Annotated in this window: 13 protein-coding genes; 5 read left to right on the top strand and 8 right to left on the bottom strand. The window is 71.8% G+C overall.

Annotation, left to right across the window (positions count from 1 at the left end):
• Positions 1-945, top strand: a complete 945-nt coding sequence (locus AMK26_RS12980) for a bifunctional riboflavin kinase/FAD synthetase (RefSeq protein ID WP_073754655.1) — start codon at positions 1-3, stop codon at positions 943-945.
• A 787-nt stretch (positions 946-1732) separates the two neighbouring features.
• Here the strand turns inward: AMK26_RS12980 and AMK26_RS12985 are convergent.
• The 8 genes from AMK26_RS12985 to eccE form a co-directional block, all read right to left on the bottom strand.
• Positions 1733-2704, bottom strand: coding sequence for an ABC transporter ATP-binding protein (locus AMK26_RS12985; protein WP_073754656.1), 972 nt, complete (start codon positions 2702-2704; stop codon positions 1733-1735).
• A complete protein-coding gene (locus AMK26_RS12990; protein WP_079277554.1) occupies positions 2701-3657 on the bottom strand; it encodes an ABC transporter ATP-binding protein in 957 nt (318 codons plus the stop codon). Before AMK26_RS12990 ends, AMK26_RS12985 begins: the two co-directional genes overlap by 4 nt.
• On the bottom strand, positions 3654-4538 hold the full coding sequence (locus AMK26_RS12995; RefSeq protein ID WP_073754658.1) for an ABC transporter permease: 885 nt from the start codon (positions 4536-4538) through the stop codon (positions 3654-3656). The genes AMK26_RS12990 and AMK26_RS12995 overlap by 4 nt, the downstream gene beginning before the upstream one ends.
• On the bottom strand, positions 4535-5563 hold the full coding sequence (locus AMK26_RS13000; RefSeq protein ID WP_073754659.1) for an ABC transporter permease: 1029 nt from the start codon (positions 5561-5563) through the stop codon (positions 4535-4537). The genes AMK26_RS12995 and AMK26_RS13000 overlap by 4 nt, the downstream gene beginning before the upstream one ends.
• Before the next feature lie 3 nt (positions 5564-5566).
• Positions 5567-7393, bottom strand: coding sequence for an ABC transporter substrate-binding protein (locus AMK26_RS13005; RefSeq protein ID WP_073754660.1), 1827 nt, complete (start codon positions 7391-7393; stop codon positions 5567-5569).
• Between the two features lie 169 nt (positions 7394-7562).
• On the bottom strand, positions 7563-10097 hold the full coding sequence (locus AMK26_RS13010) for an SCO5717 family growth-regulating ATPase (protein WP_079277555.1): 2535 nt from the start codon (positions 10095-10097) through the stop codon (positions 7563-7565).
• A gap of 302 nt (positions 10098-10399) precedes the next feature.
• Positions 10400-11140, bottom strand: a complete 741-nt coding sequence (locus AMK26_RS13015) for a hypothetical protein (protein WP_073754662.1) — start codon at positions 11138-11140, stop codon at positions 10400-10402.
• A complete protein-coding gene (gene eccE / locus AMK26_RS13020) occupies positions 11140-12423 on the bottom strand; it encodes a type VII secretion protein EccE (protein ID WP_073754663.1) in 1284 nt (427 codons plus the stop codon). The genes AMK26_RS13015 and eccE overlap by 1 nt, the downstream gene beginning before the upstream one ends.
• Before the next feature lie 190 nt (positions 12424-12613).
• Here eccE and eccB point away from each other — a divergent pair, with 190 nt between their 5' ends.
• The 4 genes from eccB to AMK26_RS13040 all read left to right on the top strand — a co-directional run bounded on the left by eccB (position 12614) and on the right by AMK26_RS13040 (position 17335).
• Positions 12614-14161, top strand: a complete 1548-nt coding sequence (gene eccB / locus AMK26_RS13025; RefSeq protein ID WP_073754664.1) for a type VII secretion protein EccB — start codon at positions 12614-12616, stop codon at positions 14159-14161.
• Positions 14162-14172: 11 nt separating this feature from the next.
• Positions 14173-15387 carry a type VII secretion-associated serine protease mycosin gene (gene mycP, locus AMK26_RS13030; protein WP_073754804.1) on the top strand — a complete coding sequence of 405 codons (1215 nt, stop codon included), beginning with the start codon at positions 14173-14175 and terminating at the stop codon, positions 15385-15387.
• Between the two features lie 107 nt (positions 15388-15494).
• A complete protein-coding gene (locus AMK26_RS13035; protein WP_073754665.1) occupies positions 15495-15935 on the top strand; it encodes a hypothetical protein in 441 nt (146 codons plus the stop codon).
• A gap of 62 nt (positions 15936-15997) precedes the next feature.
• Positions 15998-17335 (top strand): hypothetical protein, encoded by a 1338-nt coding sequence (locus AMK26_RS13040; protein ID WP_143608507.1) that lies wholly within the window; start codon positions 15998-16000, stop codon positions 17333-17335.
• Positions 17336-17388 lie beyond the last annotated feature (53 nt).

Genomic DNA, 17388 nt, shown 5'->3' on the forward strand with positions numbered 1-17388 from the left:
GTGCAGCGCTGGCGTGGCTTGGAGGACATCCCCCAGGACTGGGGGCGCAGCGTCGTCACCATCGGCTCCTACGACGGGGTGCACCGCGGACACCAGCTGATCATCGGACGGGCGGTGGAGCGGGCGCGTGAGCTCGGCATCCCGTCGGTCGTCGTGACCTTCGACCCGCATCCGTCGGAGGTCGTCCGCCCCGGCAGCCACCCGCCGCTGCTCGCCCCGCACCACCGGCGCGCCGAACTGATGGCCGAGCTCGGCGTCGACGCGGTGCTCGTGCTGCCCTTCACCGCCGAGTTCTCCCAGCTGTCGCCGGCCGACTTCATCGTGAAGGTCCTCGTCGACAAGCTCCACGCGCGCGCCGTCATCGAGGGCCCGAACTTCCGTTTCGGGCACCGGGCGGCCGGGAACGTGGACTTCCTGCGCGAGATGGGCGCCACGTACGACTACGAGGTCGAGGTCGTCGACCTGTACGTGCGCGGAGAGGCGGGTGGCGGCGAGCCCTTCTCGTCCACCCTGACGCGGCGCCTGGTCGCCGCGGGCGACGTCGAGGGCGCCGCCGAGATCCTGGGCCGGCCCCACCGTGTGGAGGGCGTGGTCGTACAGGGCGCCCAGCGCGGCCGCGAGCTGGGCTACCCGACCGCGAACGTCGAGACCCTGCCGCACACCGCCATCCCGGCTGACGGCGTCTACGCCGGCTGGCTCACGGCGGCGGGCGAGCGCATGCCGGCGGCGATCTCGGTCGGCACGAACCCGCAGTTCGACGGCACGGAGCGGACGGTCGAGGCGTACGCGATCGACCGCGTCGGCCTCGACCTGTACGGGCTGCACGTGGCGGTCGACTTCCTGGCGTACGTGCGGGGGCAGGCGAAGTTCGCGTCCATCGAGGACCTGCTGGAAGCGATCGCGGACGACGTGAAGCGCTGCCGCGACCTCACCTCCGGCCGGTAGGCCCGCCCTCCGGGCGACGGCCCCTTGTCCCGTTGCCCACCGGCGTGGCGCCCTGCGGCACGGCGCCGCCCCGCGGTGTGCGGGCCCGGTTGTGGTGCCCGCCTGGTGGCGCCGTTGTGGGCAGTCGTTCCGCTGGGGCCCGCATCCCCCGTTGTGGGGAGTCGTCCTGCTGGGGCCCGCCCCCCGTTGTGGGGAGTCGTCCTGCTGGGGCCCGCCCCCCGTTGTGGGGAGTCGTCCTGCTGGGGCCCGCCCCCCGTTGTGGGGAGTCGTCCTGCTGGGGCCCGCCCCCCGTTGTGGGGAGTCGTCCTGCTGGGGCCCGCCCCCCGTTGTGGGGAGTCGTCCCGCTGGGGCCCGCCCCTGTTGTGGGCAGTCGTCCCGCTGGGGTCTGCTCCCCTGTTGTCGTCCCGCTGGGGGTCCCCCTAGGGCGAAGCCCTAGGGGGAGGGACGGGTGGGCACAACGGGACCCGTGCGGTGCCCTTTCCCGGTTCGCCCTGGTGCGGTGCCGTTCCCGGTGCCCGGCCGGGGCGGCGGCCATGCCGGTGGGTGGGGGCGTGGCCCCTCCGGGCTCGTCTCCTCGAGGCCGGCGGCCTTGGGCGCCGGGTAAGGGAGCCGCTACGGCGCCGCCAACCTCTGCGGGGACGACCCTGCACGGCCCCGCCCGGCCGGACGCCGACTGCGGGCCAACTGGGGGGAGGGACGGGTACCGGTGTCCTCCGCGGCGCGAAGCTGCCGCGTGGGGATGTGGGGGCGTCAGCCCTCGCATACGACAGGGGGTCACCCCCCCCCGTCAGGGCGCCGCGCCGCGTACGTGGCACGCCGCCGCCCGGCCCCGTCCGTGCAGGACCGGGAGGTCACGCGTGCGGCACGCGGAGGCCAGGCCCGCCCGGTCCGCCTCCCCGGACGCCAGGACCTGGCACCGCGCGTGGAAGCGGCACCCGGCCGGGACGCGGGACGGGTCCGGGGGCTCGCCCGCGAGGACCACCGGGCCGGTGGGGGACTCCGGCAGGACGGAGAGCAGGGCCTGCGTGTACGGGTGACGCGGCGCCGAGAGGACCTCCTCCACCGTGCCCGTCTCGACGATCCGCCCCAGGTACATCACCGCCACCCGGTCGGCGATGTTCCAGGCCAGGCCCAGGTCGTGCGTCACGACCAGCGCGGACAGGCCCAGTTCGTCGCGCAGGCGCAGAAGGAGCGCGAGGATCTCGCCGCGTACCGAGGCGTCCAGGGACGCGACGGGCTCGTCCGCGACGATGAGTTCGGGTTCGAGGACCAGGGCGCCGGCGATGACGACCCGCTGCCGCTGGCCGCCCGACAGTTCGTGCGGGTAGCGCAGGAAGAAGCGTTCCGGGGGGCGCAGCCCGGCGCGGGAGAGGGCGGAGGCGACGGCGGCGTGCTCGTCACCGGCGTACCCATGGATGCGGAGGCCCTCGGCGACCGCGTCGTACACGGTGTGCCGGGGGTTGAGCGAGCCGCTCGGGTCCTGGAGCACGAGCTGGACGCGCCGCCGGTAGGCCTTCAGGCCGCGAGAGGTGTACGAGAGCGGCGATCCGTCGAAGGTGACCGAGCCGGACGTCGGGCGCACCAGGCCCAGGAGCGAGCGCGCCAGGGTCGTCTTGCCGCAGCCCGACTCGCCGACGAGCGCGACGATCTCGCCCGCGCCGATGTCGAGGTCGACCCCGTCCACCGCGCGGGCGGGCGGCGCGCCGCGTCGGCCCGGGAAGCTGATGTGCAGGCCGGAGGCGGACAGCAGGGGGTTCATGCGGGGCTCCCGTTCGTCAGGACGCACGCCGAACGGTGCCCGGGCGCCGCCTGGACGAGGGGCGGGTCCTGGGACGCGCACACGTCCAGCGCGACCGGGCAGCGCGGGTGGAACGTACAGCCGGACGGCAGCGCGGCCGGGTCCGGCGGGTCGCCGGGCAGGCCGCGCGGGGCGAGCCGGGAGGCCGGGTCGCCGATGCGGGGGAAGGCGGCGGCCAGGGCGCGCCCGTAGGGGTGCCGGGCCGCGTCGTACACCTGCCGCGCCGGGCCCTCCTCGACGATGCGCCCCGCGTACATCACGGCCAGCCGGTCGCATGTGTCGGCCAGTACGGCGAGGTCGTGGCTGATCATGACGAGGCTGATGTCCTGTTCGGTGACCAGATGTTCCAGCAGCCGCAGGATCTGCGCCTGGATCATCACATCGAGCGCGGTGGTCGGCTCGTCCGCCACGATCAGCCGGGGCTCGCAGGCCAGTGCCATGGCGATCATCACGCGCTGCCGCTGCCCGCCGGACAGCTCATGGGGGTACGCGGCGGCCCGGGCGGCCGGCAGCCCCACCTGCTCCAGCAGCGCGCCCACCCGCTTGCGGGCCGCGCCCGGGGTCGCCTGCCGGTGGACGAGGAGGGGCTCGGCGATCTGGTCGCCGATCCGGTGCACCGCGTTGAGCGAGTGCATGGCGCCCTGGAACACGATCGACGCGCCCGCCCACCGTACGGCCCGCAACCGCCCCCACTTCATGGTCAGGACGTCCTCGCCGTCCAGCAGGACCTCGCCGGTCAGCCGGGCGGTGGCGGGCAGCAGCCGCAGCAGGGCGAGCGCGAGGGTCGACTTGCCGCACCCCGACTCGCCGGCGATGCCCAGCTTCTGGCCGGCCTCCACGGTGAGGTCGACACCGCGTACGGCGGCGGTGCCTCCGTAGGCGACGTGAAGGTTCTTGATGGTGAGGACGCTCAACGGCCCGCTCCCAGCTTCGGGTTGAGCACGGACTCGATCGCCCGGCCGCACAGGGTGAAGGCGAGTGCGACGGCCGCGATGGCGATCCCGGGCGGCGCCAGATACCACCAGTGCCCGGACGAGACCGCGCCCGCCTCGCGCGCGTCCTGGAGCATGCCGCCCCAGGAGACGACCGTCGGGTCGCCCAGGCCGAGGAAGGCGAGGGTGGCTTCGGTGAGGATCGCGGCGGAGATGCACAGGGTGGTCTGGGACAGCACCAGCGGCATGACGTTGGGCAGGACGTGGCGGCTCATGATGTGGCCGTGGCCGCCGCCGAGCGCCGTGGCGCGTTCGATGTACGGGCGGGACTCCACCGCGATGGTCTGGGCGCGGACGAGGCGGGCGGTGGTGGGCCAGCTGGTGACGCCGATGGCCAGGATCACCGTCCACATGCTCCGCGACATCACCGTGGCCAGCACGATCGCCAGCACCAGCGCCGGCATCACCAGGAACCAGTCGGTGACGCGCATGACGACCGTGGAGAACCAGCCGCCGAAGTGGCCCGCGAGGATCCCCACGAGCGTACCGATGGCGACGGAGAGCGCCGCCGCGAGCAGCCCGACGGCGAGCGAGACGCGTGCGCCCCAGACGAGGAGGCCCAGCAGGGAGCGCCCGAACTGGTCGGTGCCCAGCGGGAATCGGCCGCTGGGTGACTCCAGTGCCGCACCGGGCGCGTCGGTCACGCTCTGTACGTCGTCGCCGACGAGCAGCGGCGCCGTGAGCGCGACGAGCGCGATGAGGGCGAGGGCGCCGAGCCCGTACAGCCCGGCCCGCTGTCCGCGGTACTGGCGCCAGAAGCGTGCCACGGACGCGCGTCGCCTGGTCCACGTCAAGGAGGTCATCGGCCCACCCGGGGGTCGAGCAGCGGGTACAGCAGGTCCGCGAGGAGGTTCATCAGGATCATCGCGCCGGCGAAGACCACGAACAGCCCTTGGACCAGGGGGAGATCGGGTACGGACAGGGCCTGATAGAAGAGCCCGCCGAGCCCCGGCCAGGAGAACACCGTCTCGACGAGGATCGACCCGGCGGCCACATGCCCCAGGTTGATGAAGATCATGGTGATGGTGGGGAGCAACGCGTTCGGTACGGCGTGCCTGCGGCGTACGGCATCGTCGCGCAGGCCCTTCGCCCGCGCGGTCGTCAGGTAGTCGCTGCCCATCTCGTCGAGCAGCGAGGCACGCATCACCAGCAGCGTCTGCGCGTACCCGACCGCCACCAGGGTGAGGACGGGCAGCACCATGTGGTGGGCGACGTCGAGGACGTACGCGAAGCCCGTCTCGTCCCCGGACTCCATGCCGCCCGTCGGGAACATGCCGGGGATCGGGCCGATGCCCACCGAGAAGACGATGATGAGCAGCAGCCCGAGCCAGAACGACGGCACCGACCAGAGGGTCAGCGCGACGCCCGTGTGGAGACGGTCGCCGACGCCGCCGTGGCGCCAGGCGGAGCGGGTGCCGAGCCACAGTCCGATGGCCGAGTAGACGACGACGGCGACTCCGGTGAGGAGGAGGGTCGCGGGGAGCTTGTTCGCGATCAGTTCACCGACCGGCGCGCGGAACTGGTACGACATGCCGAGATCGCCGGTCAGCGCCTTCGCGCAGTAGTCGGTGAACTGCTGCCACAGCGGCAGGTCGAGGCCGAACTGCCGCCGTAGCGTGGCCATTTGCTCGGCGGACGTCGGTACGCCGTGGGTCATGGCCTTGACCGGGTCGCCGGGGATGATGCGGAAGAGGAAGAAGCTGGTGACGAGCACGGCGAAGAGGGAGACGGCCGCGCCGCCCAGCTTGCCCGCCAGGTAGCGCGGATAGGCGCTCGTCGTCGTGCCCGGGCGCCGCACCACATCGGCGGGCGAGCTGACCGTCGTCATCGGCTACTCGCGGTCGTCGGCGGTGGAGCGGCGGCGTACGGCGGCCCAGACGCCCGCGGCGAGGAGGACGACGGCGGCGGGACCGAGCACCAGCCACAGGCCTGTCGAAGAACCGGAGCCCTTGTTCTCGCTCGCCGCCGCGGCCGGCTCCGCGGACCACCAGCTCCAGTAGCCGTCCTGGCCGTAGATGTTGCCGCCGTCCGCCGGCATCGTGGTGATGGACTTGATGTGGTCCGTGCGGTACGCCTCGACCGCGTTGGGATACGCCATGACATTCATGTACCCCGTGTCGTACAGCCGCGATTGCAACTGCTTGACCAGATCGGCTCGTTCGGCGGGGTCGTACTCGACGGACTGCTTGGCGTACAGCTCGTCGTACTTCTTGTCGCAGATGAAGTTGTCGGTCGCGCCGGTGTCCTTGGGAGTGGCGGGCAGCGCGGCGCAGGTGTGGATGGACAGGACGAAGTCGGGGTCGGGGTTGACCGACCAGCCGTCGAAGGCGAGGTCGTAGTCGCCCTTGAGCCAGGGGTCGGAGACGTTGTCGAGGCACTCGACCTTCAGCCCGATGCCGAGCTTGCCCCACCACTCCTGGAGGTACTTGCCGACCGCCTTGTCGTTGGGGTCGGTGGCGTGGCACAGGATGCGGAAGTCCAGCGGCCTGCCGTCCTTGCCGACGCGTTTGCCGCTGCTGTTCTTCCTGTATCCGGCCTGCTGGAGGATCTGTTCGGCCTTGGCGGGGTCGTAGTCGATCTTCTGGGCACCTTCCGGCTTCCAGAAGTACGTGCCGAAGCGCGGCGGGATGTAGCCCTCGCCCTCCACGGCGTGGCCCTGGAAGACCTTGTCGACGATCGTCCTGCGGTCGACGGCGTGGAACAGCGCCTTGCGGACCGCCGGGTCGAGCAGCGCCGGGTGGCCGCTGCCGAACTTCTTGCCGTCCTTCGACCGCGCCCCCGGGTTGGTGGCGAGGGCGAAGAAACGGCGGCCGGGCGCGTCGTTCACCTTGATGTTCTCGGCGGACTTGAGGGACGCGGCCTGGGCGGGGGTGAGGTTCGGTACGAAGGACACCTCGCCCTTGCGCAGCGCGGCGACGGCGGCGTCACCGTCCTTGTAGTAGCGCAGTACCAGCTCGTCGAACTTCGGCGCCCCGCGCCAGAAAGTCTTGTTCGGCTTGAGCTTCACGTACTGGTCGACCTGATAGTCGGTGATGACGAACGGCCCGTTGCCGACGATCGGGAACTGCTTGTCGTTGTTGAACTTCGAGAAGTCCCCGACCTTCTCCCAGACGTGCTTGGGCACGATCGGGACGTCGAGGGCCGTCATGGTGGCCTGCGGCTTCTTCAGCTTGATGACCAGCGTCCGGGGGTCGGGCGCGGTGACCTTCTCGAAGTTGGCGGTGAAGCTGCCGTTGGCGGTGGCGGCGTTCTCGTCCGTCATCATCTTGGTGAAGGTCCAGGCCGCGTCCTCGGCGGTGGCCTTCTTGCCGTCGGACCAGGTGGAGTCGGAGCGGATGGTGTACGTCCACGTCAGCTTGTCCGGCGACGGCTTCCAGGCGGTGGCGAGGCCGGGGATGGTGCGCGCGTCCTTGGCGTCGTAGTTGGTCAGGTACTCGTAGGTGAGCCGGTGGATGCTGGTGGAGACCAGCCGCTGGGCGAGGAAGGGGCTGAGGGAGTCCACGCTCTGTGAGACGGCGACGGTGAGGACGGTCTTGTCGCCGCCGCCCTCGTCCGCCCGTGCCGGCTGGCCGGCGGTGACGGTGGTGGCGGCGATGACTGAGGCGATGCCTGAGGTGAGAAGCAGGCGGAGGGAGCGGTGTGGAGCCTTGGTGACCATGAGGTTGACCTCGCGTCGATCTCGGGGCGCCGGCTGGTGAAGCGAAGGTCTATCAGCGGGGGAGGACCGAGTCAACGATGCGTCAAACCCGTTGTGTACTGCGGGAATACGGCGAGGGCCCGCACCGTGCTGACGGTGCGGGCCCTCATTGGTCCAGTCCTCTGTCGCGCTACTGCTGAGGGGCTGGCGGCGCCTGCGGAGGCCACCCGGGGGTGGGCTGCTGCGCCGGGGGCACGGACTGGCCGGACTGGCCGGGCTGACCCGGCTGCTGGTACGGCTGCCAGCCCTGCGGGGGTACGCCGGGCTGCTGCTGGGGCGGGTACGGCTGCCCGGGCATGGGCTGGCCGTGACCCGGCATGGGCTGACCCGGCATGGGCTGACCCGGCACCGGCGGGGCCATCTGCGGCGGCATGGAGCCCTGGCCGGCACCTGTCCACAGGCCCTGCGCCTGCTGCGCCCGTACGAAGTCCTCGGCGACCATCGCGGAGAGGTTGAAGTACGCCTCACGCGTCTTCGGCCGCATCATGTCGAGGTCCACCTCGGCGCCTGCTGCCAGGTGCTCGTCGAACGGCACCACGATCACCCCGCGGCAGCGCGTCTCGAAGTGCTGCACGATGTCGTCGACCTTGATCATCTTGCCGGTCTCGCGGACCCCCGAGATCACCGTGAGCGAGCGCTGCACCAGCTCGGCGTACCCGTGCGCGGACAGCCAGTCGAGCGTGGTCGACGCACTGGACGCACCGTCGACGGAAGGGGTCGAGATGATGATCAACTGGTCGGCGAGGTCGAGGACGCCGCGCATCGCGCTGTAGAGCAGACCCGTGCCGGAGTCGGTGAGGATGATCGGATACTGCTTGCCCAGGACGTCGATCGCCCGCCGGTAGTCCTCGTCGTTGAACGTCGTCGAGACGGCCGGGTCCACGTCGTTGGCGATGATCTCCAGACCGGAGGGCGCCTGCGAGGTGAAGCGGCGGATGTCCATGTACGAGTTGAGGTACGGGATCGCCTGGACGAGGTCACGGATGGTTGCCCCGGTCTCGCGGCGCACGCGGCGGCCGAGCGTACCGGCGTCCGGGTTGGCGTCGATCGCCAGGATCTTGTCCTGCCGCTCGGTCGCCAGGGTGGCGCCGAGGGCGGTGGTCGTCGTGGTCTTGCCGACGCCGCCCTTGAGGGAGATGACCGCGATCCGGTAGCAGGACAGCACCGGCGTACGGATCAGCTCCAGCTTGCGCTGCCGCTCGGCCTCCTCCTTCTTGCCGCCGAGCTTGAATCGGGCGGCGGCGGAGGGGTTACGGCTGGACTTGGCCTTCTGCTTGTTGTTGCGCAGCAGGCGGTCGGAGGACAGCTCGACGGCCGCGGTGTACCCGAGCGGCGCCCCCGGCACGGACCGCTCGCGCTGGTCGTGCGTGACGGACGTGGGCCAGGCGCCCCCGGTCCGCGGGTCGACGGGCGGCTGCTGGGGCGGTTGGGGCTGCTGGGGCTGCTGAGGGAACCCGTACCCACCCTGCGGCGGCTGCACCTGCGGCGGCTGCGCCTGCTGGCCGTATCCGCCCTGGGGGGCCGGGTGCGGCTGGGGCTGGGGCTGGCCGGGGTGCGGGAAGCCGTATCCGCCCTGGGGGGCGGGCTGCGGCTGGGGCGGCTGGCCCGGGTGGGGGAAACCGTAGCCCTGGGGTGCCGCCTGCGGGGTGGCCTGGGGCTGGCCGGGGTGTGGGAAGCCGTAGCCGCCCTGGGGTGCGGCCTGCGGCGGCAGCGGCGCGGCGGGCGCCGGTGCGGGCGGAGCCGATTGTTCCTGGGTCGGGGCCGGCGGTACGGGCCACTGCGGCGCACCCGTCGGCGCGGCCGGCTGGAACGCGGGCGGCAGCGGCGGCAGCGCCGCGCCCTGCGGGCCCGGCGGGGGAGACCACGGCTGCACCGGCTCGGGCGCGGGCGGGGCAACGTCCTGCGGCGCGGCGTCCTGCGGGGCAACGTCCTGCGGCACGGCGTCATCCACCGCCTCGGCGGCCTCGGCCTCCGCCTGCTGCGCCCCCTCGCCGCCGCCGCCGTCCGCCGCGGCTTCGGAGCGCTCGTCGCTGTCCGCGCCGCTCTCGACGGCGTCGTCCGCGGGAGCGCCAGCCTCGGCGGCCTCGGCGGCCTTGGCCCCGCCCTCCTCCGAGTCCCCGGAGGAGCCCTCGGGAGCGGAGGAGCCCTCGGGAGCCTCCGCCGACGTGGCGGCCTCGCGCTCCGCGATCTCGGCCATCTCACGCTTCAACGCGGCGGGAGAGAAGCGCATGGTGGCACCGCTCTCCACATCACCGCCCCCGAACGGCTGCGGCGCCTCGCCGGAACCCGGTTCGGCCGAAGGCGCGGGCACCGGATCAGGCGCAGGCGCGGGCGCGGGCTCATCGGCAGCCGAAGGCGCCGGAGGAACGGGCGCCGCAGCAGGCGCTTCCGGCGCACCCGGGGCCCAGTTCGGCTCGAAACCGCCGCTCTGCGGCGCCGGCAGCCCAGGCACAGCCACCGGAGTCGCCCCGCTCGGCGGCGGGGGAGGCGTGACCGCCGCCCCGCCGCCCGAGGACGTGTCGCCCGCGTTCTGCGTGTACCAGGCAGGCGGGGTGTAGTCGATGGTGAACTCACCCGTCATCTCGGCGGGATCCGCGTCGGACTGATCATCGACGGGCGGCGCGTTCCAGCCGCCCCCGCGGATCTCGTCCCGATCGCCGTTCACTTTGCCTCCTGGTGTGGTCGAGCACCCTTGTGCCGTTGTGGGTGGGGGCGACCGTTCCTGTCGTCGTCGTCGTCCGTCCGCCCGGCTCTCCCCCTGGGGGCGCCGCGCACCCGCGGGCAGATTCGTGCCGCGCTCTTCCCACCCTAATCGTCAACAGTCTCCATACGTCAGGCCCGTCGGCCCGCCATCGACGGTCACGTACCCCACCCGCTGCCGCCAAGTGACGTGCGTGCGCCACAGCGTGAAGAAGTTTCCCCTCAAAAAGGTACATACGGGTGCGGATTCAAGGCCGGGGATACGCCTCAGTCCATCCGGCGGGCGCTGCCCAACAATCCGGTCTCGGCATCCGTGGCCTGCGTCATGACGAACTGGCGATCGCGGCCTGTGCACCAGAGGGTGACCCCGTCGGCGAGCGTGGACAGGGCCTCCGCCTCGCCCCTCGGCAGGTTCATGATCCGGCCGATCTGCGTGGCCTCGTCCGGCGACACGCGCTGCACCCCCACGAGCCCCGACTTCTCCATCAACCGGGGTGCGACCGGGCTCAGATAGGGCAGCAGCGTCACCACCGACTGCCATGGCCCGGAGACGACCCGTCCCCGCGGCGGCCGCATTCCGCAGTCACGTACGACGACGACCGGACTGCCGGCCGAGGCACCCTGCGGCGGTACGCGCCCCACGTCGTGCAGCGTGATGCAGGGCTGCCCGCCGCCCGCGGCCTGCGCGAGCGCGGTCCAGGCCGGCGCGCGGCCCGTCTCCACGGCGACGCGCGCCCCGGTCGCGGCCGCCCGCAGCGCCATGACCTGCGCGGTCCACAGGCCGCCGATCAGCGTGACGTCGTACGGTGTCGGCCGGTTGATGCCCAGCACCGCCGGGCGGCCCTCGGCGTCGACACCAATGACCATCCCGTCGTCACCGACCGGCACGCCCAGCGACTCCAGTTGCTCCAGCGGGACCGAGTGGCGCTCACGGCGCGGCCCGATCAGCCCGAACCCGATGCGCGGCCGGCCGCCGCGTCCCGTACGTACAACGGATGGGGAAGACATCAGCGGGCACCTCCGAGCGGAAGAGAGGCGAGCATCCCGGGAACCTGCTCCCGGTCGAGCCGGACGAGCCCGGTCCTCACCCCGCGCGCCGCCCGTTCCAGTTCGTGCCGCGCCGCCACGAGTTCCTCGTCGCTGCGCCCGGTGATCCGCACATGACCGGTCACCGTCGCCCCCTGCCGGTCGCCGCCGCTCACGGTCAGGCTGAACGTGCTGGCCAGCGCGGGGATGGAGGTGAGCAGTGCCACCAGTTGCGGCATGGAGGCGCCCCCGGGGCCGAACTGGGGCCAGCGCGCCACCCAGTAGGTGGTGTGCCGCCGGTCGTCGCAGCGCCAGGTCCGCGACGTCTCCTGCGTACGCCGCCCCGGCGTCTGGGCCCGGCCCGCCTGTGCGATGGCGAGTGGGTTGGCGCACGTGGAGGTGGCGAGCGCCGCGGTCAGCTCCTGCTCGGTCAGCACGGTCGCCCGGAACCCGGCCCCGGCCAGGCGGCTCGCCAACTGATCCGCCGCCCGCACCACGCACTTCTGCGCGCCCTCCAGGCCACCGCCGCGCGCGGCCACGGCCTCCGGGCACAGCTCCGGGTCGAGCTTCAGCGCGATCCAGGTGATCCGCAAGGCCGGCGAACCGGTCTGCGCCTGGAGCGGCGCGTAGTTGCGCGCGGCCACCGACTGCTGCGGCAGGTGCGGGGCGGGCGCGGGCTGGGTGTGCTGCACTATCTGCGCCGACTCCAGCCGGATGCCGTCGACATCCAGTACGTCCCGTACGAGGCCGAGTGGCAGCGGCCGCGCGGAGCGGTCCGGGCGCAGGGCGGTGGCGTCCGACTCGACCTGGAGGACGGCCGTCAGGAACGTACCGTCGCCGATCATGCCGACCGGCCGCCGGTCGCGGTCGCTGTAGGCGTACGTCCGCAGGGCGGGGTCGCACTCGACGACGGGTGCCAGCCCCGGCTCCGTACCCGGAGGCACCGTCAGTGAGGCAGCCCTGCGCGTGCGTGCCCGCAGCGCGAGCGCCGTAGAGAGCCACTCGGGCAGCGAGCGGCGGTGGCGGCGCACAACGGCGAGCAGCACCAGCAGCGCGGCGACCACACCGGCGAGGACCAGCAGCAGCGGATCGACGACCCAGGCCACCAGCAGCAGTGCCGCGGCCACCTCGATCAGCACGAACTGTTGCAATCGGAACGACCCGAACTGGCCGGGACGACCCTTGAGACGGGGTGCCGCCGCCGACCGGTCCGGCACCCTGGCCGGCGCGGCCGCGGCGGGCCGCGTCTGCGTCGCGGAAGCCATGCTGGAGATTCCCCCCACTTCGTCCCGATCACCCTGGCCTGCCAGGGCTTTGGCGGCTGGATCACCCTACCCGCCCCACAAGCACCCTCGGACAACAGGCATAGTAGGGGGCCGGTCCGACAACGAGGCCCCGGGTGCCATGCTCCCCCGGGCGCTCGCAAGTGACTGTGCCTTTCGAAGATGGGGACTCATGGCATCACGGCGGGATGAGCTCAACGCGTACACCTTTGCGAAGAAGCGCACGGTGGCCGCTTTCCTCCAACCTTCGCCCACGGTCACGGAGGAGGGGGCGCCGCGCCCGCTGCGCGCCATCGTGCCCGGCCTGATCGTGGCGGCGCTCGTGCTGGCCGGTTTCGGCGCCTGGGGCATGTTCCGTCCGAAGGCCCCCAAGGGCTGGGACGAAGCCGGTGCCAAGGTGATCGTCGGCAAGCAGTCGACCACCCGCTACGTCGTCCTCACCACCGGCAAGGGCAAGGACGGCAAGACCCTGCTGCACCCGGTGCTGAACCTCGCCTCCGCGCGACTGCTGCTGGACCCGCAGAAGTTCGGGGTCGTCCAGGTCAGTGACGACATCCTCGACGCGGGCAAGCCGCCGCGGGGCCCCATCCTCGGCATCCCGTACGCACCGGACCGGCTGCCCAGCGACACCGAGGCCGCCAAGGCCAAGCGCTGGGCCGTGTGCGAACAGCCCGGCGGCGGCAAGGGCGCCAGTGTGCAGAAGGCCACCTTCGTCCTCGCCGAACGTGACTTCTCCCGCACCGACGGGAAGGAGCGGCTCAAGGACGGCCAGGTGCTGTACGTCAAGGGCCAGAAGGGCGCCCGCTATCTCGTCGACGCGTCCGGCACCAAGTACCTGGTGCGCGGCACCCCCACGGATGCCGCCGTCCTGACCACGGCGCTGGTCGGCCTGAACAAGGAGCCGCAGGCCGTCACGGACGACTGGCTGGCCACCCTCCACGACGGCAGCCCCATCGACTTCCCCGAGATCCCCGGCACGGTCGGCGAGCCCGCCGGTATAGAGGGACTCGGGACGAACGAGAACCGAGTCGGCATGGTCCTGCTGGCCAAGACCGGTTCCGGTCCGCAGCACTTCGTCGTCCTGCCCGGCAAGGTGCAGCCGGTCTCCGACTTCACCGCCTGGCTGCTGATCAACCACCCGAAGACCAAGGACCTCAACATGAACGGCGAGGCGGCCGCCGTCGGCGTCCAGTCGTTCACGTACGACTCGACGACCTTCGGGTCCCAGTACCGCTGGCCGGCGCGCAAGGCCCAGCAGGCCAACTCCACCGGCGGCGAGGGCGCCCGCGACACCGTGTGCAGCGTGCTGCGCAAGGTCGACGACAAGGGCCGCACCACCCTGTCCACCTGGGCGGGCCCCCGGTACCCCGCCGACATCACCGCGGGCGGCAGCAGCACCTACGTCACCCCCGGCAGCGGTCTGCTGTACACCCAGGTCCAGGGCAAGCAGACCAAGCCCGACGGCTCGCTGTTCCTCGTCACCGACACCGGGCTCCGGTACGCCGTCCAGGCGAACGGCGACAGTGACAGCGAGCGCTCCGACATCGGCACCGGCGGCCGGCAGAACCAGCAGGACGGCCGCCCCGAGCCCAGCCAGGCGCAGATCCGGCTCGGCTACGAGAAGGTCACCCCCGCCCTCGTACCCATCACCTGGTCGGAGTTCCTGTCCAAGGGTCCCCGGCTCGACACCAACAGCGCGCGCCAGCCGCAGGGTTCCTGACGGGGATGCCGATGCCGTACCGCAGAACAAGCCTGCTGACCGCAGCCGCCACCCTCACCGCCCTCACAACGCTGTCGACGCCCGCGTACGCCGGCAGCGGCGAGTGCACCTTCCCGATGAAGAAGCAGATCGCCGGTACGCCGTGGCCGCTCCAGCGCGTGCTGCTGGACGAGCTGTGGCAGGACACCAAGGGCAAGGACGTACGCGTCGCCGTCATCGACACCGGTGTCGACGACGTCAACCCGCAGTTGAAGGACGCCGTCGACGCCTCCGCGGGCGCCGACTTCCTCAAGCCCGAGAAGGGCGACAAGGACAGCAAGCGCGGTAAGACCGACGGCACCGTCGACGAGGTCGGCCACGGCACGAAGGTCGCCGGCATCATCGCGGCACGCCCCCGCAAGGGCACGGGTTTCGTGGGGCTGGCCCCCGAGGCGACGATCATCCCGATACGGCAGAATGACGAGAAGAACAGCGGCAAGTCCGACACGATGGCGGAGGCGATCGACCACGCGATCGCGAAGAAGGCCGACGTCATCAACATCTCGCAGGACACCACCCAGGCGCTGGGCCCCCAGTCGTCGCTCGGCCGGGCGGTCCAGCGGGCCCTCGACCAGGACATCGTGGTGGTCGCCTCGGCCGGCAACGACGGCCTCGACGGCAAGCTCAAGAACACCTACCCCGCGGCCTTCCCCGGTGTCCTCGCCGTCGCCTCCTCCGACCGCAACAACGAGCGCGCGGTCTTCTCCCAGTCCGGCACCTTCGTCGGCGTCGCCGCCCCCGGCGTGGACGTCGTCTCGACCGTCCCGGGCGGCGGCCAGTGCGTCGACAACGGCACCAGCTTCTCCGCCCCGTACGTCGCCGGCGTCGCCGCCCTGCTGCGCGCCAAGTACCCGGACTGGAAGAACCACCAGATCGTCGCCCAGATCGAGCAGACCGCCGAACGCTCCATCAACGGCCGGGACAACCACGTCGGTTGGGGCGTCGTCGACCCCCTGCGCGCCCTCGACGGCGACGCGGGCCCCCCGGAAGCCCCCACCCCCGACCCGGGCCCCCCGAAACCCCCCGCCCCCGAACCGGCCCACCTGGCCATGTCGGAGACCCCCCAGGAACGCGACGAGCGGTACGCGACGTACGCCCTGGGCATCGCGGGCATCCTCGTCGCCGTGGTCGCGGGCACGGCGACCGTCGTACGGGACGCACGGGGACGCAGGCGGCAGATGCGGTGAGGTACACGTCACTGATGAGTCCCAACGCAGGAACTCGTGTTGGGACAGAGACTCGAATTGACTAGAGTGAACGAAGGATTCACGAGTGTGACGAGGGGGACGCTGACGTGGCCGGGTCGGACGGGGGCGGCAAGAAGGATCTCGAAGTCGGAGGAGTCACCCTCCAGGACTTCAGGACACGTATGCAGGAGCTGCTGACGGAGCTGGACGCATCGCCCGCGCAGCACCGCAAGATCGGCGAACAGAAGATCACGGCAGACGCCTACGGCCAGGGCTTCGGAGCGGCCACCGCCCTCCACGGGGCGTACGAGCAGGTTCGCAGCCGCCTCGAGGAACTGACCAGGGTGTTCGGCGAGACGATCGAGGGCATGGGCATCGCCGTCCACTTCGCCGACAAGGGTTACGCGAACGTCGACATCGAAGAGAAGGAACGCTTCGAAGCGATCCAGAAGCGCGTCGAGGAGCACGGGGCCGCCTACAGCAAGGACGGGGCCAAGACTCAGCCGTCCACGCACACGAACACCGGTGACTCCGGCGGATTCAGCTAACGGGGGAGAGCAGACACATGGCAGGTGAGTTCGAGGGAAAGTCCCTTGACGCCCTGTACGCGATGATCGCGTCCGCCAGGCCGGAAGAACTCTCCGGCGCCGGCGACGCTTTGGCCGCCGCGGCGCCGAAGATCCTCGCCATCGCCCGGGACCTGCGGCACTACATCAGCCGCGTCCAGTGGGAGGGCGAGGGCGGTGAGGCGTTCCGCAAGTGGGGTGCCGACATGGTCTCGGAGACGCTGGTACTCGGCGACTTCACCGAGGTCGTCAGCCAGGAGATGCTCCGAGCGGGCCAGGCGCTCCGCGAAGCGAAGGCGGCGGTGCCGAAGCCGGCCGGCCAGTGCTTCGCGGACCCGGAGAAGGAGAAGGCCCGCATCGCGGAGGAGAAGGGCCCGAAGCTCCAGGAGGCCATCCACCAGCTGGAGCGGCTGTCGTCGTACTACGACAACACGCAGGAGCGGATGAGGGCGCAGCGGCAGCCGGAGTTCAAGCCGCTCGTCGACGGTATCGGCGGCGGCGAAGTGGAGCGGCCTTACGACATGGGGAGCGGAACGGGTGTGGCGTCGTCGGCCACTTCGAGCAGGACGGCGTCCGGAGGGGCGGGAGCCGAATATTCGACCGTGCAGGCTTCCTCCTCCACTGCCCCGGCCGGCCGGGCCGCAGCGCCGGACCAGGCCGCCGTGCGCCCTGGGCCGCCGCCGGTCCTGCCGCCGGAGGGGACCGTGGGTACGAACCTGGATTCCGTGTCGACGCTGCCTCCGGAGACCGTAACCCGCCCGGCTCCGCAAACGACGAACGTTCCGCCCACGACGGGACCTGGGACGGCAGCTCCGCTGCTTCCTCCCATTGCTCCGGTGGTCGGTCCCCAACAGGGTCGTACCGCCCGCATGCCTTCTGCCCCAGGTCCTGGTCCAGTGGGTGGACCAGGCTCAGCGCGGGGCCCCCTGGGCACTCCCGGACCGTTGGGGGTCGCCCGACCGGGCTCTCAGGACGGCATTGTCGGAGGCAAGCCCATGCCGGGCCGTTCCGGCCCCACCACGGGTGGTCCCAGGATGCCCATGGGCACCGTCATCGGCGAGGAGCGTGGGGCCTACGGTCGTGGCACTCCGGGCATGCCGGGCTATGGCGGCATGCCCGGCGCACCGGGAGCGGCAACGGGCACGGGCGCCGGCCGTCGGCTCGCGACGCAGCCTGGTGGAAGCGTAGGCACACCGGCGGCGTCCGGTGCCAGTGGACGCACGTTCACGCCGGGCGGCACGGGTCTTGTAAGGCCCCCCGTCACGACAGCGTCGGGCCAGGAAGAGCGCCGTCAGACAGCTGCGCGCCCCGACTACCTGGCGGAGGACGAGGAGACGTGGTCCATGGGGCAACGCAAGATCGTCCCCCCCGTCATTGACTAGGAGCTCCACGATGTCCCCCCACACCGGATCGTTCCGCACCCGCGCGGTCGGTT

Source organism: Streptomyces sp. CB03234 (assembly GCF_001905885.1).
In the GTDB taxonomy this organism is placed as follows: domain Bacteria; phylum Actinomycetota; class Actinomycetes; order Streptomycetales; family Streptomycetaceae; genus Streptomyces.